The following is a 20,040-nucleotide window of genomic DNA, read 5'->3' as shown; positions in this document are numbered from 1 at the left end:
TATGAAAGTAAATATTGCATACCTTTTGGCTACAATTTTAATGCCCATCGCAACAATGGCGGCAGAGAGCAGCTTCGTTCCCAGTATATCGGCCATGGAAAGCCTGGCTAAAGAGGCAGTGGCCAAAAAAGTGCTGGCGGGCACAGATGCACAAATTACCATCACCCCGCAACGACTGGATTCCAGGCTCACGCCCCCTAGATGCAATTCACCTTTGACGGCCGAACTTGCCAGCGACAGAGAGATAAGCCGCAACAATACGGTGCGCATAGGTTGTAACAGCCCGGAGCTAAGCTACCCGTGGCAAATCTATGTCTCGGTACGGGTAGATATCAGTTATCCTGTGGTGGTGGCCACTCAAACTCTGGCTCCGGGCACTGTGCTGGGGCCGGAAAATCTGGCGCTGCGTTACATAGATGAAACCAGTCTGCGCGGCCAGCAGTTCGAGGATATTGCCACAGTGACGGGTACCCGCCTCAAGCGGCGCATAGCCAAAGACTATCCGTTATTTGCCGCCAATCTCTGTTTTGTTTGCAAAGGCGACAGAGTCTCTATTTATGCAGGTAACGAGAAGTTTCAAATAAAAACTGTTGGTGAAGCCCTGCATGATGGTAACCTTGGAGAACAGATTAGGGTAAAAAACACTCGCTCAGACAAAGTGTTGGAGGCTACCGTCACCAATGTGGGCGAAGTGGAAGTTCGAATGTAAAAAATGCTAAAGTTCTCCTTGGCTATGCCGATAAGACAGCAAGGTAATCAGAGAAAAGGCTGGAGCCGCGATGGCTATGGATATTAAACAACTGCAAAATCAACCCAGGGTGAATACAGGTTCACTCCCCAAGAACACGGCTCAGAGCAATCAAACAGCTCAGCAAGGGGCTGCTCCGCAGAAAACCGACTCGGTTGTGGTGTCGCAGCAAGCGCAGCAGCTGCAAGGAGTTCAGAGTAAAATGGCCTCCCTGCCGGAAATAGATCAAAAGAAGATCAGCGAAATCAAATTGGCAATCGCCGAAGGCAGATACAAGGTTGACCCGGAAAAACTGGCAGCCAACATATCTCAATTTGAATCAGAACTGAGCGCACTCAATAAAGGATCCTGATGCCTGATACCCCGGATATAACCAGCCTGATAGCAAAGCAGATGACTCAACTCGAGCGTCTGCTGAACTTGATTGAGCAGGAAAAAAATGCCCTGCTCGATCGCAATGCCGATAATCTATTGCAACTAGCCCAAGACAAGAGCAATCTGCTCAATGAGGTCAAGGCAGTCGATGAGGCGCTCTCCTCTCATCCTGAACAAACTAAACTCAGTCAGTCGCCATTGGCCGAACAGGTCAGTGAAGCCCGCGAACTATTGGCTACTTGCCAACTACGCAATCAGGAAAATGCCGGCCTGATAGAGCTGAGTATGGCCAGTATCAATCGCCTGGCACAGGCGCTGCAGGTGAGCCGCAATGCCTCCAGTCTGACTTATGACGGCAAAGGCAAGACTTCAACCATCGCCACTCTGGGCAACGATCTCAAGGCTTGATTTAAAGCCCTGCTGCTGTTCCATTGCTTAAGCTAATTCAGTAAGTTCGGCTTCTTGGTGCGACCCAAACTCCTGTCCCCCCTTGCCTTCCCCCGACTAAACTCAGGGCGCTAAAGCCAAGGGGGTCAAATACAAGATGCCCCCCAGAACAGAACGTATACCCTGCTCTCAATTCAGCAAAAATTCTTAAGCCACAAAAAAAGCAGCCAAAGAAGGCTGCTTTTGACTTATACCCATTACCCTAAAAATAAGTGATCTCTTTCACTCTTTGGGGGCGATTTTGTTGCTGATACAGATCCCACACCTGGGCGAAGTCCAGCTCCAGCTCGGTCACATAATGATCGCCGGCCGGATAACTGCGCACAACCCTGGCGCCGCGGATCACCCCGGAAACCGAGGCCTGGATATTATCGCCTTTCAACATCCAGTCACTGACCTTGCTATCAGCCGACAAACGTTGGCCATAAACTTGTTCGGCCAGTTCCCGATAAGCGGCAATCTTGGATGCTTGCATCGCCATCAGCACCTTTTGCGACTGTTCCTTGGCTGGTTGGCTGGCCAGCGGGGCATAGCCTATTGCCGTCAATTTGGGAAAACTGCTTGGCGCCTCTGTCTCCCACTGCACATATCTGTCCTTATCGGCGCAGCCACCCAGAACTAACGCCAATGCCAGCGTGACCAATGTCAGTGTGTTGTTCCAATACTTCATTACTTGTCTCCCACTATCCGACTCTTATCTTCTCCGCGGTTTTCATAGCGATAAAGCAGGCCTTCTTTTGACACCACCTTGTGGGATGGCGCCAGATAACCCGGTAGTTGCGCCTCAAGCACCCGCGCCCCGGCCGTCGAAAGCACCCGATTGTTATTGACGTTAACAATCCGACTGTTGAACAAGATCTCACCTTTAGCCTGGCTCATGCTGGTGACCAGTACATGATCCACCGCAATATCCGTCGGCAATTGTTGCCAGTCGCGGGTAAGAATAAAATCCCCCTGTGGCGTTACCCGCACCGCTTCGGCCAGGTTCAAATCCACCAGATTAAAGCCGCGCTGATGAAAAGCCGTCATTAAGCTCTGCTGTAGCTGTGAGGCCAGTGCGTTACTGCCTTGCATATCCTCCACCATCGCAGGCGTCATCACCAATAGCGGCTGAGTCGGTTTGAGAGCATCATTATGGATTACCAATTCATCCACCAACTGATGTGCCAATAGATTGACTGGTGCTTGTTGCGGCTTGAACTCAGCTTGCGGTTGCTGTGATGTCGTACTGCAGGCAGACAGCAGAAGTAAAGGCAATATACACAGGGCTTTATACATAATATCCGTCTCACTGTTGCCGGAGTGGGCTGTTAACTTCATTCAGGAGCCTGACGTAAACCTTGAACCAGCAGGCTTATTCTACTTAGTCAGTCATACAACACCTGCAGGATTGACCCAAGGACGTTGCAGACAGTAATAGTGTCGGTAACATCGTCAGCACCAATAATGCCAAGCTCTTTTTATTTGCATTAAAACTATGCAAATAAAATACCAACCAAGAACTTAGGGAAAGTGCGAACAAGCCCCCATATGTGCTCTGCTCCGGCGTACAGGTCTGGATGCAACGGCAAATGCCCCCAGGCCTTTGCAAGAAGCACAACACAGCAGGCAGGCCCGTAAGCCACACAGCAACCTATTCCCTACATCAAGAAAGTGCCACGAGAACTTATTCGCACCTTCCTTAGCCCTCAGCGTCCACCGGCGAGTTCTCTGGTTTAGTCGTGTTTAACAACTTTGAGAAATAAGCCTAATTGAGCATCTCATTGGCCGTAGTAACTGACATAAAATGGCCGAACCACTTGTATTACTTATTTATCCAGCCTTGCTCTTTCAGACAACAAGGTTTGTCGAAAGCTTCTTTGGCTTTATCGGCAAATGCTTGCCGTTCTTTAGCCTGGCATTCACAAATAACACAGTCCCCCCTGCCTTGCTCTGGCATAAAATTTGAATACCAAGCGATACCAACTTAAGTGGCGGCAAAATTCCGTCACCCTGACTTCCATTTTGAGGAACCGCCTTATGAGATTGTGCCCCTTGTTCTGGCTGCCGTTGCTGGGCATCAGCCTCAACGCCATGGCAGAGTGGACCGAGGCCCGAGGTGAAGCCAAAATAATCAATGGCAATCTAACCCAGGCACGGGAAGCGGCAATGGACAACGCCATCAACATGGCACTGCTCTCCCGTGGTGGCAGTTTTCAATCGACCCAGAGTGTCAGCCAGGGGCGCTTGACCCAAAACGATTTCAGCCTCTCCAGCCAGGCGCAGATAAGCAGTGTCGAACTGGTCAGCGAAATGCGCCAGGGAGACAAGCTCAAAGTGGTTATGCGGCTCGATATTCTCGACGGCCCGGATAACAAGTGCCAAAGCTCAGCCATCAAGGCCGCTATCCTGGTCCCCCAGGCCGCCATTAAAGACAGAAGCCAACTGCGTTATGGTCAGTTGGAAAACTTCCAGCGAAGCCTGTCCGAACGGATAGCAGCAACGCTGGATAAACAATCCTCCACCAGCTTTGCTCACCTGCACGCCAACGAGCGGCTGGATATCAAAGAGGAGCTTATCAATATCCGCGGCTACCGCCTGCCGACCTGGATAAGTGAAATTACCGACAGCCAATATCTGTTGCTGCCGCAAATCATAGATATCTCCACCGAACCGGTCGAATCCGGCTTTATGGGCCTATGGGACAACGAGCCGCAGCGGCTATTTCAGTTGCAACTCAGCCTCTATCATGGGATCAGCGGCGAACAGATCTGGTATCAGAACTACAGCATTTCTGCCCCCTGGGAGTTTGCCAAAAATGAATCCGTCCCTCCCAACAGCGACAGATTCTGGCGCGCCAGTTATGGACAAGCCATAGACAAGGTGCTGGCCAATGCCAGTAAAGATATCGATATGGCACTGGCCTGCAGACCGCTGCTGGCACAGATAGTCGTGCGCCAACAAGATAGAGTGATACTCAACCTGGGGCGACGCAACGGCATCCGCGTGGGTGATCAGTTCCAAATAGTGCTGCAACAAAACCTGCCCGACCGCATGAACCAGATGCGCGCCGTGGCCGGAGAAACCCGGGCGAAAATCACCATAGTTCAAGTCACAGAGGAAAGTGCCATCGCAGTGCTCAGTGGTGAAAATGCCGCCCTTAACATTCAGGTGAATGACATCGCGATTAAGATTTAAGCAATTAAATCCAAAGCCTTTTCATCCGGGTGAAAACCAGTATAATCACTGGCGTCTCCCTATAGCTCAACAGGATAGAGCAGTCGCCTCCTAAGCGACCGATCGGGGTTCGAGTCCCTGTGGGGAGACCAGCATTTTCTTCTTGTGCCTGCTTGCATAAGTCTCAAGCTTTTTTAGAACCCATCCTCTGCCGATTCAGGCGCTTCAAATTAATGATTTTGTTCTCTGATAGTTTTCTCTTTTAAAAACATTGAGTTGGTGATGTAGCTATCGTTGTTTTAAGCCAACCAACTTGGATTTAGCTTCCCGCTAAGCAATAACCCATCACCTGCGGTGCGGATGGGCAGGAAGCTCGAATGCCGTGAAGGACAGGACGTCCGAGAACGGTCCTTTTGGCACAGGCGATCCTGTGACATGACGAGAGCTGCGCTGTAACATGCTTTCGAACGCGAGTCATGGATGGTGAGCTGGCCGTTAAACTGGGAAGTTGTTGTGACCCCATCCCTTATCTCCATGGATGGGGTGTATGCCGACATCTGTCTGGAACAAATTCGATAGTAGCCTCGACGAAAACATCTGACCTACAAGGACGTAAGAAATGCCGAATTTGTCGGGAACAAAATTCGGCCCTGTTTTCGACGGTCACAGTTCCGCCTGAGCCTGGGAATTAGGTGTATACCTATGACCTTTCCCACAAATTTATCCGGAATAAATTTGAACAGCTTTAGCTGGCCCGTGGGGAGAGGTCAGAGAAAATTCTACTTATTGCTGCGGTTATTTTCGGAGAGACTACCTCCCGCGGCAAAGCCCGAGATGTGTTCATCTCGGGCAAAGGGAACTAACGTACCCGATTGAGGAAATGAAGATGTTTCTCATATTGGTCAAGAATATCAGCAATCAGTTGATTGCGGTTGTAACCACAGATGTTGTATTGCTGAGCGCCTTCATTCAAATAGACTTCAATGTATAACTGCGATTTGGGACGAGATTGACTACGTTCGCCAATAAAGGACGGAATGCTCGCTTCTCGTGCCCAAGCACCATAGACAAAGTTACGTTCATCTCCGTGGTCAACCATCAACGAACACGCGTGTTCATGTGATGTGATGTGTGTGTTGATCCCGTTTTGTTTGAAGACATCGGCCACTTCATGCATCACCGCCATAATGTCATGTTGTAAAAACTGTAGCACTTCTGTTTTCTCTGGGATCGTGATGAGTTGCTCTAGATGTTGCTGCCAGCCGATCTCCTGGATCCGCGCTAAAGTACTCGGTGTCGCTTGATTGAGGTGATGGGCACTATCAATTTTGACCATCTCTTGTCTGAGTGACTTCAGTAGTCCAAAGCCAACCAGAATTAACACAGGGGCAAAAGGCAGTGCAGAAGCTAACGAGGCCGCTTGTAAAGCAGAAAGGACATTCTGCCCCCCGGCTAAAATCAATGCCGCAGCCACTAGACCTTCAGAAACAGCCCAAAAGATCCGCTGTTTTGCGGGTGTCTCATCGCCATCTTTGGCAGTTAAGGTGTCAATGACCAGAGAGCCTGAATCGGAAGACGTCACAAAGAAAGTAAAAATCAACAGGGTAGCAACCACCGACGAGATGCTAGCGAGGGGTAAGGTATCTAAGAAGCGAAACAGAGAAGTTGGGGTATTCGCAAACACTTGCTCAACCAACTGCGGCATGCGCTCTGTCATGATACCGTGCAGCGCCGTATTCCCAAAGACCGTCAGCCAAATAATCGTGACCCCGACAGGCACAAATAAGACACCCAAGACAAACTCTTTGATGGTCCGTCCGCGTGAAATTCTGGCCACGAACATGCCGACAAAGGGTGACCAAGCAATGAACCAGGCCCAATAGAACAGCGTCCATCCGCCTAAAAAAGAGTTGGTTTTGTCACTGTTGATGTAGGCATAGCTATTGAAAGTCATTTCGACCAGCGAGGAGATGTAGCTCCCGACATTCTGGGCCAGTGACTGGAAAATAAAGAGTGTGGGGCCCGTGATGGCCACGAAGATCAGTAACACGGCAGCAAGATTTAGGTTCCACTCCGATAAACGGCGGATCCCATTATCCAATCCGGTCACCACCGAGAGGGTTGCCATGACGGTTACAATCGCGATGAGAACCAATTGGGTGAGCGTGCCAAAGGGGATCTCAAACAGATAGTTTAAGCCGGAATTGATCTGTAACACGCCCAGTCCAAGGGAGGTTGCGATCCCAAACATGGTTCCAAAGACCGCTAAAATATCAACGGCATACCCAATCGGGCCGTAAATTCGTTTGCCGATGATCGGGTAGAGTGCTGAGCTGATCCGCAGTGGCAAACCATGACGAAAACTAAAATAGCCCAACGCCAGGGCCACAATGGCGTAAACGCCCCAGGCATGGACACCCCAGTGGAAGAAGGTGTGGGTCATCGCCTGACGTGCAGCCTCAACGGTTTGCGGCTCACCCTCTGGTGGGTTTGCAAAGTGAAAGATGGGCTCGGCCACCCCATAGAATATTAATCCTATCCCCATCCCAGCGGAGAACAGCATCGCAAACCACGAGCGAGAGCTATATTCGGGTTTGCTGTGGTCTGGTCCCAGTTTGATTTTCCCAAATCGGCTAAACGCGAGGATCAGTGTGACAATCAGGTAAAACCCCATTGAGAGGAGATAAAACCATCCAAATGTCTCAATGATCCATGATTGGAGCGAACCAAACCAACGGCCTGCGGTTTCAGGCATCGCGATGGTAAATAAGACGAACAGGACAATGAGTCCTGCGGATGGATAAAAAACAGGTGGGTTGATCCCCGCCATACGGGGTTTCGTGACTTCAGTTGGATTACTCATAATCAGATGGCTTGATTCACCTTATTGTTGGTGGATGGTCGCTTCGCAGCCTGATCTGCTCTTGTGCGCCGAGCTTGCGTCGATGAGATGCTGAAAAGGTGGGCAAATATGGACGATGCAGCAAACGTGAACGTGAAAACCTATTCACGATTGTGAGTGCTGGCGAAAACATGTGGTTCAGGGCGAAGGGCGGCTTGTTTCATATGGCTGGTATTGTGAAAGATGAGCCGATATTATGAAAACAATAATTTCTGATAGAAGTATTATGAAACGTGATAATAGAACCGTTGAAAAGTCGTCCTTTTGATTTGGTGCTGCTCAAAACCTTTGTGCAAGTGATCGATAGCCAAGGTTTTACTGCTGCTGCTGAAGCCTTGCATCTGGCACAGTCCACCATCAGTGCTCATGTGAAACGGCTCGAAAGTCAGGTTGGAACGCCTCTGCTAGAGAAAGGTCAGCGGATCCCGTTCCCGACCCCAGTGGGACGGAAGGTCTTACTGCACGCTAGGCGATTGCTCAGCCAAAATGCATTGGCATGGCAAGATATCGTTGAGCCGAGGATCGATGGGAGCGTGCGGCTGGGGATCCCCGATGATTATTTAGTCTATATGCCAACGGTCTTGTCGGAGTTTGAGCGTCGCTTTCCAGATGTAGAGCTACAGGTTTATTGTGGATTGAGTGTCGAGTTGCTCGATCAGATGCAGGCGAAAATGCTCGATTTAGCCATCACCACTCGACAACCTAAAAGTCCGGGTGGTGAAGTGCTCTGCCAAGAGCAGACCGTCTGGGTCGGTGCAGACCGACTTGAGATCCAAAAACGGCAACCTCTGCCGCTGGCGGTCTCGAAAGATGGGCTCTGTATTTTTCGTCAACGAGGGATCGATGCGCTCAAGAGTGCAGGTATTCCGTGGCGGATCGCCTATACGAGTGCCAGTCTGTCAGGGTTAACTGCTGCTGTCAGAGCGGGGCTTGCTGTGACGATCCTCACTCCTTCCATGGTGCCTTCAGGCTTGCAGATCCTGACATCTGAGCATGGAATGCCCACGCTACCCATGACGGAAATTGCACTCCATTTACAACCTGAAGCCGAAACCAATGAAGCCACACGCCGTCTTGCCAACGGGATCCGAAAATATATCCATAGGTCAGTGAGTTAAACTTACAGAGGCGTTGCTCCATCTATGGGAGTCGTTCTGTAGTGGCATAGTTGAGAACCACTAGAGAACCACAGGACGGAACCACTGGAAGAGAGAACCACAGGACATCCTAAACATTTTACAGAGAACCACAGGACATCCTAAACATTTTACGGACTGAGAAGCATACCTTGCGGTCTCAATCTCTTATAAATGACGATGAATGATTCGAAGTAGACTCTCTAAGATGAGTAATCTGCGTGCTTCATGCAAAAACTGCGGTTGCCAAGCATGCCAACGGCAGGCTTAAGCCTGTTTATGCAAAATCACCAAGGGTTTAAGGTTAATGGGGATGTATTGCTTGGCTTTGTTGCTTACCCCGGCACCATTTACCACCATATTTGGCCTTCATCGCACACATGGCATCCCATCGGCCACTCATGCCACTGTACTGACGGCGAAACTCCTTGGCGGAAGTTATCCAGGCATCGTCACTGATACCAAGCTCAAGCAGTAGTTTGGGACTGGAACAGGCAATATAGCCACGCTTGTCTTCCCGCACCGCCCGGCCTGTCCAATCAATCAGCTCCAGATAGTCGGCAAAGTGAAACGGAATGCCGCTTTGTTCGGTGGCAATTGTCGCACCATCAAATTGCAGCAGTAGCTTAACTGAAGCGTTGGCAGTTGCTGGCTCAGCAACTTCCTCTATACGCTCCTGAATGGATGTGTAATCAGAAGTTTGCAGCGAATCTGCAATACCGGCGCGAATGGGATTTAAATCCACATACATCATGCAGGCCAGCAGCGCCTGTTCATCGAGCAATGCCTGCGACTTAAAACGTCCTTCCCAGAATACGCCCTTACAGCCATCTTCTCGATTGGCCTTACGGGCGATATCTTCGTTTAAACAGCGCATAAACCAACTGATACTGCCAAGGCGTTCCTGCCAATCGCTAATCAGCGTATCCAACAGTATTCGCTCACCTTCTGAGAGACTATCGCCCTTGAGGAACTTTGCCGCCACAGGATTGCCACTAAAGAGCCCTGTCCAGCGCTCAATGACTTCAAATGGCGACAACGATTGTTGCGCTGCAAGGTCGATTTTGAGCACCAAATGGTAGTGATTACTCATGACCGCATAAGCGCAAACGTCGATGCAGAATATTGACGACAACTGCCTGATTTTATCCACTATCCAGCCACGTCTATGCTCGTAACTGCGCCCCGACAGTGCATCTTCACCACACAAAAACGCCCTTCTCACGCAACGGTTAATCACGTGGTAAAAGGGCGTACTTTCTGCATCTATCAACTGGCGACGGGCAGTGGTCATAACCAACCTCGACTGAGCTTTGATGGGTATTTCAAAGCCTAGTCGAGGCTGTGTGAAACATCAAAAAGATATGGCTGTCCTGTCTTTTTCCTGTTAACCAACCTCGACTGAGCTTTGATGGGTATTTCAAAGCCTAGTCAAGCCTGGGCGAAACATCAAAAAGATATGGCTGTCCTGTATTTGACTCGTTATTTATGAAACATCAAAAAGATATGGCTGTCCTGTATTTGACTCCATCCTGTATTTGACTCCAACTGGTGATTGACCGACGGAGATCATGAATGGTGACACTTTTGCCCTTGCCTTCGCCCACAGTCCCGCTCTTTCAGTTATCCGGTCCTAGAAGCAGCCCTGACTGGATTTTTCGGTCACACCGCCTGTAAGGCTGTTATCCGCATAAACATCATTCCAGTATTACTGGCCTATATCTATCCCATTGATTGTACGGGGCCTTCAACTCTTGTAAAATCCGTCAGCAGGCTTGAGTGCGGGCCACTTTTGTGGTCACTGGAAGGAAAATCGGTAAATGGAATTAGTCAGCTCTTCGCATTGCGCGGCATCTTATGCTGCGCCTCCATCTGTAATTTTCGATGCCATATTCGGTGCACTTTTCGATGCACTTTACCGGGCATCTTGCAATCCATCTCGTTCTACATTTTCCGGCGCACTATCGACAGCGAATCAGGCCAAATCCAGGGCTTGTGTCCCCCTAAGCCCAAGTTCATCAGAACGATAAAACTACGGCGTTAAGCATCTGCAGTGGCCAACAGGCTAATAACCATACCCTACAATAAGTTGTTTATATTATGTCCCAATTTATAGAATCCCTCCCCGACTACTTTAATGCTGTTAAAAACAGTGACGGCTTTCCTGAAAAGTTCATCAACGACCTTTTCCTGATTGGTAAATGCAGCGCCGATACCGACTGCGTGAAAGAGATCCGCCAACTGCTGAAACAGCATGCGAGCCAGGATATTCAGAATGCCTTCAAGTGCCGCAAGAAACTGATTAAAGGCGAGAAAGAGCCTGATATGAGAGATGTCTTCTGTGTCCTTTGCGAGTATGCCAGCCTGTCGGCCGAGCTGGATGTCGATTACCTCTATGCCAGGCTTGGACATACCATCATAGATATTCGAGCCGGTCAGCCGCTGGAGGCACTCTGCGAGCAACCCGAGCTGTTGGCGCGTTTCCCCTCGGTGACTTTTCTGGCCATCGAAGAAGTGCCCTTTTGTGGACAACAGTTGCCCGAAAGTATCGGTAGCCTGCCACTGCTTGAAAAGCTCAACATTGAAGGCGATTACAAGACACTGCCCAAGAGCATTGAAAAGCTAAAGAAACTGCAAGAGTTTAAAATTGACTCAGTGCCGCTGGAAAGTCTGGATCTTGATTTTCGCCAACTGACAAACCTCAGCAGCCTAACCTGGTACGATACCCCTATCTGCGGCGCCGAGCTGTTTGATTTACCGGCGGGATTGACCAAGATTGATTTGGCGTTAGTCCCGGATTTACAACGCCTTGGCACTAACTTGGATAAGCTGCCACAGCTGCAACACTTAAAAATCTCATGCTGTCCCCAACTTGCATCTATTGATGAGCAACTGACCTTAGCCAACCTCAATAAGCTGACACTATGGAAAAACCCGTTATTGAGTTCAATCCATGCCAATACGGTGCTTGGCAATCAAAAAACATCTTTCACTAATGGCATAGATATCCGCTTTGCCCCAAAGGTATATGAAGATATAACCCGGCTTAAGATCCAAGAAAAGAAACTGCTGGCATTGGTCTGTGAGCATGCTGCATGTTTTCCTCATCTCAAAGAGTTGCACCTGGGTTATGCCAGAGACTTAACCGGCATTCGCTTCCCTTTCAGGGCGTTTTCGCAACTGGAGAGCATCTGGGGGGCAGATTTCGGCGACGACGGCTTCTGGGATGAACTGCCTCTATGTCAAAGCCTTAAAAACCTTAGTTTTAATTCGACCAACTCGGAAACCATCCCCGAGTCGTTTAAAAAGATAGCGGCGCTGGACAGCCTCAGCATAATAAACGGCCAAAAACTCACCATAGATGCGTCATTGTTGCCGCGAAACATCAAAAAGTTGGAAATCGACCGTTGTCATCGCCTTATTGCACCGACCAGGCTACTAACCCTGGATGAACTCATTCTAAACCATTGCCCGGTGGACAATGAACGGCAGCTGTTCAGCAATATTTCTACAGCTGTGATGAAATACTACCCTGACGATGGCACGCCAAACACGGGGAAAGAGCTGTCTCAATACCTGCCTCAGCCAGAGCGACTCACCTCCTTCACCACTAGACTGGCGACAGCTAAAATCGCCGATCTATTAATGCATTGCCCCAATCTAGTGTCGCTCAATATTGACCCAGCCCAAGTTGAGACTGAGCTTGAGGATGGATGCGCGGACCCAAGGGAGACTTTACCTGGTTTGAATTGCCCCGCCGTTACCCAGTTGACCTCGCTGGAGCTGCACAATACCAACATCGTTACCCTTGGCCCATTGCTAACGAGCAGCCCCAAGCTTGAAATAGTTAAACTCAACAAATTCAACGATTTCCCTGCCAATGTTTCGCTGCCACGGCTGAAAACCCTGTTGATTTCACGCAGTGATCTTAAAACCCTGGCCTCACTCGATGCGCCGGCATTGGAAACCTTGAAACTGGTCCTGTGTTATGAGTTTGGTCTGGAAGCCACCAAGGCCTTGGTGAAATATACCCGCTTGCATCACCTTAAACTGATGGGAATGCACAAGAGCCTGGATCATTTCCCCATAGAGCTTAAAGCACTACCGTTAAAACGGCTTTCTCTGAGAGGCGGCGATATCAAGGTTATCCCTGATTTTATCGGTGAGTTTACCGAGTTGGATACCTTATCTCTGGAGGATTTTGTCACTGAGTCTCTACCCGAGTCCATGTTGGCGCTTGAGAAGCTGGAACGCTTGAGTATCGATTGCTGCAAATTCCTTAAACCCATCCCTCCCAGCTTCAGAAAGCTCAAGCTGAAAGTCCTTTGTTACACCATAAGCAAATTCGGCGGTTTCAACATGAACCCCAAGCTGTATCAAAACTTGCTGACCCCGAATTACACCGAGCAGACCAAGTATCTCGACGATTAAGCCGAGCAATTGCAAAAGCGTGTCTGAATCTCTCTTTGGTTAAGCCAGACAAAGAGTGATTCGGCGCACTCATGCCGACTCAGGTCGTAATCTCCCGTACTCAAAACGATAGAGATGATCGGCCAATCTGGCTGTTTGATGTTCACAGTGAGAAACCATCACCAGGGTACAATGGCCGGCGAGGCGTTTTATCAAGGCTTCAATTTGTGCAGTAGCTTCGGGATCGAGTGAAGAGGTAGGCTCATCGAGCAATAAGATATCCGGCTCAAAAACCAGGGTGCGAGCCAGGCAAAGGCGCTGCTGTTGCCCGCCGGATAAGGTTGAGGCCGGTGCCGACAGGCGATCTTTGACCTCATCCCACAACGCCGCCTGCTCAAAAGCTTGCTGCATCTGTTTCAGCGCGGCCTCCCCCTGCAGGTTACCGACCACTTTCAAGGGGAGTAACAGGTTTTGCGCCACACTGCCGGGAAGCAGCTGCGGATGTTGAAACACCATACCAACTTTACGGCGCAAATAGGGTAACTCTGTGGTTTTCAGTTGATTGACCGAAAGCGGCTTATCTGCCACGCAAAGCGTTATCTCCCCCCGGGTGCGACTATGTTGATATTCGTCATTGAGGCGATTGAGCGCCCGTAACAGGGTGGTTTTTCCCGAGCCTGACGGCCCGCTGAGCACATTGATCCGCCGCCGATGGATCTGCATATTGATGTTTTCGAGTGCCGCTTGTTGACCAAAATACACACTGAGGTTAGACACAGTGCCCGCGACATCCGCAGCCTTTGATAACGCCATACTAATGATTCCTTCCGGAAAAACGTGTCACCCAGTTGGCCGTGGAAAATACCGTGGCAGTTAAACACAGGAGTGTCAGCGCGGCACCAAACGCCATCTGCAATTCGGCCTCGCTCTGATACTGGGCACTGTAATAAAAAATCGTAAAAGGCAGGGCTTCAAACCGTTCAAAGATCCCGCCAGGTAACCCCGCATTGGCAACGGCGCCGGTCAGCATGATCACCGCGGTATCTTCTGCGGCCCGGCCGATAGCCAACATGATGCCGCCGCGGATCCCGCGCTCGGCCTGGGGCAACAATACAAAGCGCAAAGCTTGCCACTGTGTCATGCCGAGTGAGAGTGCGGTTAAACTCAAAGACACAGGCAGCGCCTGCAGCGCCGTGCGGGTAGAAACGGCCAGATAGGGAATGATCAACATCGCCAGGCAAAATGCCGACAGTGCCAAACAAGTGTTGGCAGAAGGCTGCAAGGTGTTGCGCAGTAACAGAATAAGGGTAAAGCCAAATAAGCCCATCAATATAGAGGGAACGCCGGCCAGGATATCGACCGCCAGCTCCAATAGCACCTTTGCCTTGGATGTTTTCGCAGTTGCCAGCCAAATTCCGGTTGCCAGCCCGGGCAGCAAGGCGATCATCAAAGCACTGGCAACCACCGCCAGGGTTCCAACACAGGCAGGCCAAATCCCATCCCAGATAGGCGCCTGTCCCAAGAAACCTTTTAAGGGTTCAGTATCACCAAAATAGAGCGACAGGCTGAGCGTGGGAACGCCTCGATATAGAATAAATCCCAGCAGTGACAAGAGACACAGCAACAGCATGGCGCTGCAGAATAAACACCAATAATGGAAACACTTGGCTTTCAAGACCCAGAACCCTCGGTGGTGGCCTTGGCAGACGAGGTCATATAGCGGATCAACAGAGTCACCAGCACACTGATAGTGAGCAGCAACAAACCGGCGGCAAACAGTGAGTTATACATGGCGCTGTCATTTTCCGTGGCCAGCACCAAGCCAATATGCGCCGTCAGGGTGCGAACCGAATCAAATACACTGCCCGGAAGCTGTGGCGCATTGCCGGCCAGCATCAAAGGCAGCAAGGTATCGCCTATGGCCCTGCCAAAACCGAGTAAGGCGGCGCTGGCCATGGCGCGGCGGGCATTGGGTAATACCAGATGATACAGGGTCTGGAGATCGCTGAACCCCAGAGAAGCAGACACCATTCTGAGTTCTTTGGCCAAAGGGCGACATTGGCTGTCCAACATCATCACCATCACAGGCAAGATCAACAGCACTATCACCAGAGTGGCACTGATGAGGCTGAACCCCGAACCGGTTCGAAAGGTTTCCCGGATCAGCGGCACCAGCAAAAACACAGCGGCCAACCCATACACCACGGTCGGGATCCCGGCCATCAAGCGGATCAGCGCCCGGATAAAACGCGCAGGCCTTCGATAGCGAGGTAATAAACAAAACCCTGTGATGCCAAGGGCGATAGGAAATGCCAACAGTAAGGCCAGCAGTCCCAACAAACCGGAGCCGGCAATCATGGCAACTATGCCAAATTGCCCCTGCTCCGGTTGCCAGTGTAACGACAACACGCTGGTTTGCGGGTTGAAAAACACCGGCAATGCAAACCACATCAGAAACCCAAACAGCAGCACTATCAGCAATAATACTGATGCGGCCAGAAGTTGCAGTATCCGCTCAGCGGAGATCTGTGTGGTCATGAGTCATTAATGTCCGACAGGAATATATCCGGCTTCACGGATAAATTCAGCGCCGTCTGGGCCATAGATATAGTCAATAAACGCCTGGGTCAGTCCCTGAGGTTGTCCCTTGGTATTCATATACAGCTTACGCACTACAGGGTATTCGCCGGAAGCACAGGCTTCATTGGTGGGCAGCACATTATCCAATATCGGCGCTTTCACTGTCTGATCGATATAACCGACACTGCTGTAACCTATGGCACCGGGATCGCGGGCAATCGCAGTTTTCATCGCACCATTGGAAGGCACAACATTGGCCTGAGTAGAAACCGGCGACTTATTCAGCAACTTTTTAACGAATACCGAGCGTGTACCGCTGGCTTCATCACGGGTGAAAATATTGATCTGCCGATCTTCACCGCCCAGGCTCTTCCAGTTGGTTATTTTACCGGAATAGATATCCATCACCTGTTGCGAGCTCAGCTGTTGAATGGGGTTGGTCGGATTGACGATAACCGCAACGCCATCGATGGCAAATGGGAAAGAAAGCAGACCGTATTTCAGTTCGCCTGGCTTCAGAGGGCGGCCGGTATTACCGATTTCAACCAGTCCCTTGGCAACCTGCTGCGCACCCACGCCACTGCCACCACCGGCAATTGTAATGCGAATGTCGTTATTGGCAGACATAATGGTTTTTGCCGCCTGCTTCATCACAGGGATATGCGCGGTACCACCGGCAATGTTCAAGGTACCGGACAAGTTTTCAAAGCGATCGAGCTCAGACGCCATGCCAACAGCAGGAACCGCCAGCACAGAGCATAATAACAACTTGATAAATCTGAATTTAAGTCGCATGTCATTTCCTTTGGAATGCACTTGAGCCGAAACAGTCAGCCCAAATAAAGAGGTGTGGTTCAGTGCCGAGCCTCACGGCGCGCAATGATAACAATCACATCAAATCAACCTTTTGACTCAAATCACAAATAAACCCAACAAAAGTAACCGCCCCAACGACAGGAACCTATGACAGTCAGGAACAAACAACCGAAACCGAGCTCAGAATGATTTCCATACTGGCACTGCAGCTCAATATGCTGCCGTTGGCCGAAACTACTCTGGCTGAGTTAAGCCGCTTGAACGACAGTTTTCTACCGCAGTATGCCCATGTCTTACGCCTCGATGGTAAAGGACAGCAGGCACTGGAAACCTATCTGGATTACCTCGGCAAATACCCGCAAGACTTGCAGGTATGGTTGAAACTGGCGTTGTTTATGCGTGCAGTGCAACAAAATGAAGCCGCCATCACCGCATTTTCCAAAGTCCTCGAGCTCGACCCCAATAATCTCAGCGCCAAGCAGGGATTAACCGAACTGCAAACCCCGAATTAGCGAAGGTGCAAGCAAGCCCCATGTTTGCTCTGCGTCGGCTTACAATCTGGGATGCAAGACGTGGTTCGCAGCAAATGGCTCAAGTCCTTTGCCAGTGGCACGCCTTCCCCTCGCCGCCGCATGCGGCCTTTCTTTTCCCCTTTCGCCACCGTTATAATGCCCCGGCAAATAAGCGCAGTTCCGGAGAACAAAACTTGAATCACAGCTATATTCCACTCGATCAATATCGCCGCAAATGGATCTTCAACCATAAGGATCTGCCGGTCAGTGACCAGGATAAGACGGCTATATTGCCGCTGGATCAAAAGAGCGCCATGGAAGTGTGGAATCGCTGGATAAGCAACAAAAGCAGCTGTGCCGAAGACTTTACCAAGGGCGATTGGGCCAGCCGCAGCTCCACCTGGCACCAGACCGAATACTGGCAAAGCCATTGGGACAGCGAAGACAACAGCCTACCGGAACCCTTGGCCGATTTTATCGATTGGCCGGCAGATGCCCCTGTGTATTTCTGCTATGAAAAGTATCAGGTGATCCAAACTCGCTGGGAAATCTTTGCCCGTAACTGGAAATGCTTTCTGTTTTTCGATGATGGCCCTTTGCTGATAAGTCCCAAACACAAGCAAGCCGTCTGGTTCAGTCAAGATGGCAACTTCAAAATGGGTCTGCGGGGCTAAGGAAGGTTTTTGGCAAACATTCAGTGAGCAAGAAGAACCTTGCCGGTTCAGCCACTCAGAACGACCAATACCAAGAGAACAAGATGAAAAAAATAACCTTAACCGCTCTATTACTTGGCTTATCGCTGTCTGCCACAGTGGATGCCCGCGAAATTGCCGGTGAAAATATTCCAGATACTCTGAGCATTCAGGCGGCAACGCCGCTTAAGCTCAATGGTGCCGGGGTTCGTAGCAAGTTCTTTATGGATCTCTACATAGGCAGTCTCTATCTGCCAACAAAAGCGACCACTACAGCCGAAGTATTTACGCAGCCTCAGGCGGCGGTCAGCTTGAAAATAGTCTCGGGTCTTATCACCGCAGATAAGATGCGCTCGGCGATAACTGAAGGTTTCGATGACGCCACAGGCGGCAAAACCGAAGCTATACAAGCCGATATCGACCGATTTATGAGCCTGTTTCAGGAAGAGATCAAACAAGGCGACAGCTTCCTCCTGTATACCAGCCAGGAAAACGGTGTCAGTGCCTACAAGAACGGTGAGTTGCAAGACACTATCGCCGGAGAGAACTTTCGCCGCGCGCTGCTGAATATCTGGCTCGGCGATGAACCGGCGCAGAGCAGCCTGAAAAAAGCGATGCTGGCCGACTGAACTCCTCAGCCAGAAAATCGCTCAATCGAAAGGGAGAAGTTGCCCGCCACGGCGGGCAACTCAATCAAAAACGATAGCTAAGATGAACAGCGCCTGCCGGATAGTTATCCAACTCGCGCTTGATCTCAGGTTCACTCAACTCAAGTTCCGGGTTGATGAAGTAACCCACATAGGCGTTGAGATTGAACCCTTGTCCCAACTGCCAGCCCAAACGGGCGAAGCTGCTGATTTCGGTCAATTCCAGCGTTTGCTCATTTTCCCCCACCAAGATCCGCTCGGTGCGCTGGGAGGCTCCCAGCCCCAACTCCATATCCGGTGAGATCCGATAACTGAACTCTATCCCGGCCGGACCGGTAAAACCTGCCTGAAACGGGTTGCCCACCCGCCATCTATCACTGAGTTGCCAATCGATAAGCAGATAAGGAACCGTACGCACCTCACTGATATCATTAAGATATGCAATACCAAAACCCAACATATTACCCGAGTTGAACCTGTGAACAGCACCGGCTATCACACCATAACTTTCGGCATCCGAAGAGGAGACTTCATCACTGTAGGCATACTGTAACTGAGGCGTTAGCATCAAGCTCCAGTGTCTATTCAGATTATATCTCAGGCTGATGGAAGCTGAATAACGCTGAGCAGAGTCAAACTGGCTGGCAGCAAAAATCCTATCGGCAACACTATTGTCAGGTAAAGCGGAAAAATCCCAGTCCAGTTTGTCATAACCCAGGCTGACACCCAGCCCCCAACGTTTATCCAGTTGCCAGTCAGCCCGCGCGCCCAGAAGATAACTGCGACGCCCCAGTTCCCCGCCACCATCAATATCCGAGTCGGCATTTTCAAAAGTGGCCAGACTCAGGCTATAGCGGGATGTCGAAGCCTCTGCGGCAAGCAACCCTGCACTGGCACTCAAAGTGCTCAGCAAGATAACTGTAGCCGTTTTGTTCATCTCATGTCCTTTTGCCGTTTAAATAAAACTCAATTATAACCGTACGCTACCCCAACCTATGCGCTTTAAGAAACAATCCGGCCGTCTCAAGGCAATAATCCCTGTGCTGCGCCTCGAGTTGCCCCGTGTCCAGCCCCAACTCTTTTCTGAGCCGTAGCTCACCAAATAACATCAGGCTCAGCCTCACCGCTGCTTGGCGCTTATTGCCGAAGTGATAACCGCCATGACGCTCAACCTGAGTAAAGAAATCCACCAGCAACCCCAACATGTACTCGGGTCCGGCATCGAAATAAAGCTGCGCCGGTTCCGGATGAGTATCGACCTGGGAAACACAGGCGCGATAAACGGTAATAGCATCTTCACTGACGATCAGCTCGCCGAAATACTCGGCAAACACCGCCAGCGCCTGCTCCGGCCGGGCGGCGTCGGCCAACAGTTCTTCGGCAACCTGACGCACCACACACTTGGACTCGATAGCCGCCACAAACAGCTCATCCTTACAGCCAAAATGAGCGTAAACCGTTTGTTTCGATACCCCGGCCCTCTTGGCCACTTCATCCATGCTGGTATGGGGAAACCCCTGGGCACAGAAGAGTTCAATAGCGGCCTCCAGTATCTGAATCCGCTTCTGTTCACTACGAGTTAATTGCTGATTATTCATAACCTTATGACTTACACCTTG

19 protein-coding genes and 1 tRNA gene are annotated in these 20,040 nt (G+C 50.4%); 10 read left to right on the top strand and 10 right to left on the bottom strand.

Going from position 1 to position 20,040, the window contains the following annotated elements; all coding sequences use genetic code 11:
* The first annotated feature begins 1 nt into the window (after position 1).
* The 3 genes from flgA to CX650_RS13270 all read left to right on the top strand — a co-directional run bounded on the left by flgA (position 2) and on the right by CX650_RS13270 (position 1,531).
* Complete coding sequence (flgA, locus tag CX650_RS13280) at positions 2–709, top strand: flagellar basal body P-ring formation chaperone FlgA (RefSeq protein WP_039034365.1); 708 nt, start codon at positions 2–4, stop codon at positions 707–709.
* Between the two features lie 70 nt (positions 710–779).
* Positions 780–1,100, top strand: coding sequence for a flagellar biosynthesis anti-sigma factor FlgM (flgM, locus tag CX650_RS13275; RefSeq protein WP_101056049.1), 321 nt, complete (start codon positions 780–782; stop codon positions 1,098–1,100).
* Positions 1,100–1,531, top strand: coding sequence for a flagella synthesis protein FlgN (locus CX650_RS13270; protein WP_101096070.1), 432 nt, complete (start codon positions 1,100–1,102; stop codon positions 1,529–1,531). Before flgM ends, CX650_RS13270 begins: the two co-directional genes overlap by 1 nt.
* A 241-nt stretch (positions 1,532–1,772) precedes the next feature.
* Here the strand turns inward: CX650_RS13270 and CX650_RS13265 are convergent, their stop codons facing one another.
* Complete coding sequence (locus tag CX650_RS13265) at positions 1,773–2,240, bottom strand: LPP20 family lipoprotein (protein WP_101096069.1); 468 nt, start codon at positions 2,238–2,240, stop codon at positions 1,773–1,775.
* Positions 2,240–2,890 (bottom strand): FlgO family outer membrane protein, encoded by a 651-nt coding sequence (locus CX650_RS13260; protein WP_229800063.1) that lies wholly within the window; start codon positions 2,888–2,890, stop codon positions 2,240–2,242. Before CX650_RS13260 ends, CX650_RS13265 begins: the two co-directional genes overlap by 1 nt.
* 699 nt (positions 2,891–3,589) lie before the next feature.
* Between CX650_RS13260 and CX650_RS13255 the strand changes: the two genes are divergently transcribed.
* Together CX650_RS13255 and CX650_RS13250 are read left to right on the top strand one after the other, a co-directional pair.
* Entirely contained in the window at positions 3,590–4,747 is a 1,158-nt protein-coding gene (locus CX650_RS13255) for a flagellar assembly protein FlgT (RefSeq protein ID WP_101096068.1), read from the top strand.
* A 55-nt stretch (positions 4,748–4,802) separates the two neighbouring features.
* A tRNA-Arg gene (locus tag CX650_RS13250) sits at positions 4,803–4,878 on the top strand.
* Positions 4,879–5,585: 707 nt separating this feature from the next.
* Here the strand turns inward: CX650_RS13250 and CX650_RS13245 are convergent.
* Positions 5,586–7,589, bottom strand: a complete 2,004-nt coding sequence (locus CX650_RS13245) for a BCCT family transporter (protein ID WP_229800065.1) — start codon at positions 7,587–7,589, stop codon at positions 5,586–5,588.
* 272 nt (positions 7,590–7,861) lie between these two features.
* Here CX650_RS13245 and CX650_RS13240 point away from each other — a divergent pair, with 272 nt between their 5' ends.
* Complete coding sequence (locus CX650_RS13240; protein WP_200887992.1) at positions 7,862–8,746, top strand: LysR substrate-binding domain-containing protein; 885 nt, start codon at positions 7,862–7,864, stop codon at positions 8,744–8,746.
* A gap of 322 nt (positions 8,747–9,068) precedes the next feature.
* Here CX650_RS13240 and CX650_RS13235 read toward each other — a convergent pair whose 3' ends face one another.
* Positions 9,069–10,058 carry a transposase gene (locus CX650_RS13235; RefSeq protein WP_101096067.1) on the bottom strand — a complete coding sequence of 330 codons (990 nt, stop codon included), beginning with the start codon at positions 10,056–10,058 and terminating at the stop codon, positions 9,069–9,071.
* An 806-nt stretch (positions 10,059–10,864) separates the two neighbouring features.
* Here CX650_RS13235 and CX650_RS13230 point away from each other — a divergent pair.
* Complete coding sequence (locus tag CX650_RS13230; RefSeq protein WP_101096066.1) at positions 10,865–13,195, top strand: leucine-rich repeat domain-containing protein; 2,331 nt, start codon at positions 10,865–10,867, stop codon at positions 13,193–13,195.
* Positions 13,196–13,264: 69 nt separating this feature from the next.
* On the opposite strand, the gene CX650_RS13225 is transcribed toward CX650_RS13230, so the two are convergent.
* The 4 genes from CX650_RS13225 to CX650_RS13210 are packed head-to-tail and all read right to left on the bottom strand — an operon-like array spanning position 13,265 to position 16,549.
* Positions 13,265–13,987: a phosphate ABC transporter ATP-binding protein gene (locus CX650_RS13225; protein ID WP_101056593.1), complete on the bottom strand. Its 723-nt coding sequence runs from the start codon at positions 13,985–13,987 to the stop codon at positions 13,265–13,267.
* A 1-nt stretch (position 13,988) separates the two neighbouring features.
* Complete coding sequence (locus CX650_RS13220) at positions 13,989–14,849, bottom strand: PstA family ABC transporter permease (RefSeq protein ID WP_229800066.1); 861 nt, start codon at positions 14,847–14,849, stop codon at positions 13,989–13,991.
* Positions 14,846–15,712, bottom strand: a complete 867-nt coding sequence (locus CX650_RS13215; protein ID WP_101096064.1) for a PstC family ABC transporter permease — start codon at positions 15,710–15,712, stop codon at positions 14,846–14,848. The genes CX650_RS13220 and CX650_RS13215 overlap by 4 nt, the downstream gene beginning before the upstream one ends.
* Positions 15,713–15,718: 6 nt before the next feature.
* Positions 15,719–16,549 (bottom strand): phosphate ABC transporter substrate-binding protein, encoded by an 831-nt coding sequence (locus CX650_RS13210; protein ID WP_101096063.1) that lies wholly within the window; start codon positions 16,547–16,549, stop codon positions 15,719–15,721.
* 206 nt (positions 16,550–16,755) lie between these two features.
* Between CX650_RS13210 and CX650_RS13205 the strand changes: the two genes are divergently transcribed.
* The 3 genes from CX650_RS13205 (at position 16,756) to CX650_RS13195 (ending at position 18,403) form a co-directional block, all read left to right on the top strand.
* A complete protein-coding gene (locus tag CX650_RS13205) occupies positions 16,756–17,082 on the top strand; it encodes a tetratricopeptide repeat protein (protein ID WP_101096062.1) in 327 nt (108 codons plus the stop codon).
* A 194-nt stretch (positions 17,083–17,276) separates the two neighbouring features.
* Positions 17,277–17,756, top strand: a complete 480-nt coding sequence (locus CX650_RS13200; RefSeq protein ID WP_101096108.1) for a DUF2947 domain-containing protein — start codon at positions 17,277–17,279, stop codon at positions 17,754–17,756.
* Between the two features lie 83 nt (positions 17,757–17,839).
* Positions 17,840–18,403 (top strand): chalcone isomerase family protein, encoded by a 564-nt coding sequence (locus CX650_RS13195; protein WP_101096107.1) that lies wholly within the window; start codon positions 17,840–17,842, stop codon positions 18,401–18,403.
* A 64-nt stretch (positions 18,404–18,467) separates the two neighbouring features.
* Here the strand turns inward: CX650_RS13195 and CX650_RS13190 are convergent, their stop codons facing one another.
* On the bottom strand, positions 18,468–19,358 hold the full coding sequence (locus tag CX650_RS13190) for a DUF6268 family outer membrane beta-barrel protein (protein WP_101096061.1): 891 nt from the start codon (positions 19,356–19,358) through the stop codon (positions 18,468–18,470).
* Positions 19,359–19,404: 46 nt separating this feature from the next.
* Positions 19,405–20,019: a TetR/AcrR family transcriptional regulator gene (locus CX650_RS13185; protein WP_101096060.1), complete on the bottom strand. Its 615-nt coding sequence runs from the start codon at positions 20,017–20,019 to the stop codon at positions 19,405–19,407.
* Positions 20,020–20,040 lie beyond the last annotated feature (21 nt).

It is taken from the genome of Shewanella indica, from assembly GCF_002836975.1.
Classification (GTDB): domain Bacteria; phylum Pseudomonadota; class Gammaproteobacteria; order Enterobacterales; family Shewanellaceae; genus Shewanella; species Shewanella indica.
Note: the sequence above shows the minus strand (reverse complement) of the source record. Positions and strands in the feature narration are given on the sequence as shown.

Coding starts and splice junctions, on each gene's coding strand:
- flgA (WP_039034365.1), top strand. CDS start 2: ATGAAAGTAAATATTGCATACCTTTTGGCTACAATTTTAATGCCCATC.
- flgM (WP_101056049.1), top strand. CDS start 780: ATGGCTATGGATATTAAACAACTGCAAAATCAACCCAGGGTGAATACA.
- CX650_RS13270 (WP_101096070.1), top strand. CDS start 1,100: ATGCCTGATACCCCGGATATAACCAGCCTGATAGCAAAGCAGATGACT.
- CX650_RS13265 (WP_101096069.1), bottom strand. CDS start 2,240: ATGAAGTATTGGAACAACACACTGACATTGGTCACGCTGGCATTGGCG.
- CX650_RS13260 (WP_229800063.1), bottom strand. CDS start 2,890: ATGAAGTTAACAGCCCACTCCGGCAACAGTGAGACGGATATTATGTAT.
- CX650_RS13255 (WP_101096068.1), top strand. CDS start 3,590: ATGAGATTGTGCCCCTTGTTCTGGCTGCCGTTGCTGGGCATCAGCCTC.
- CX650_RS13245 (WP_229800065.1), bottom strand. CDS start 7,589: ATGAGTAATCCAACTGAAGTCACGAAACCCCGTATGGCGGGGATCAAC.
- CX650_RS13235 (WP_101096067.1), bottom strand. CDS start 10,058: ATGACCACTGCCCGTCGCCAGTTGATAGATGCAGAAAGTACGCCCTTT.
- CX650_RS13230 (WP_101096066.1), top strand. CDS start 10,865: ATGTCCCAATTTATAGAATCCCTCCCCGACTACTTTAATGCTGTTAAA.
- CX650_RS13225 (WP_101056593.1), bottom strand. CDS start 13,987: ATGGCGTTATCAAAGGCTGCGGATGTCGCGGGCACTGTGTCTAACCTC.
- CX650_RS13215 (WP_101096064.1), bottom strand. CDS start 15,712: ATGACCACACAGATCTCCGCTGAGCGGATACTGCAACTTCTGGCCGCA.
- CX650_RS13210 (WP_101096063.1), bottom strand. CDS start 16,549: ATGCGACTTAAATTCAGATTTATCAAGTTGTTATTATGCTCTGTGCTG.
- CX650_RS13205 (WP_101096062.1), top strand. CDS start 16,756: ATGATTTCCATACTGGCACTGCAGCTCAATATGCTGCCGTTGGCCGAA.
- CX650_RS13195 (WP_101096107.1), top strand. CDS start 17,840: ATGAAAAAAATAACCTTAACCGCTCTATTACTTGGCTTATCGCTGTCT.
- CX650_RS13190 (WP_101096061.1), bottom strand. CDS start 19,358: ATGAACAAAACGGCTACAGTTATCTTGCTGAGCACTTTGAGTGCCAGT.
- CX650_RS13185 (WP_101096060.1), bottom strand. CDS start 20,019: ATGAATAATCAGCAATTAACTCGTAGTGAACAGAAGCGGATTCAGATA.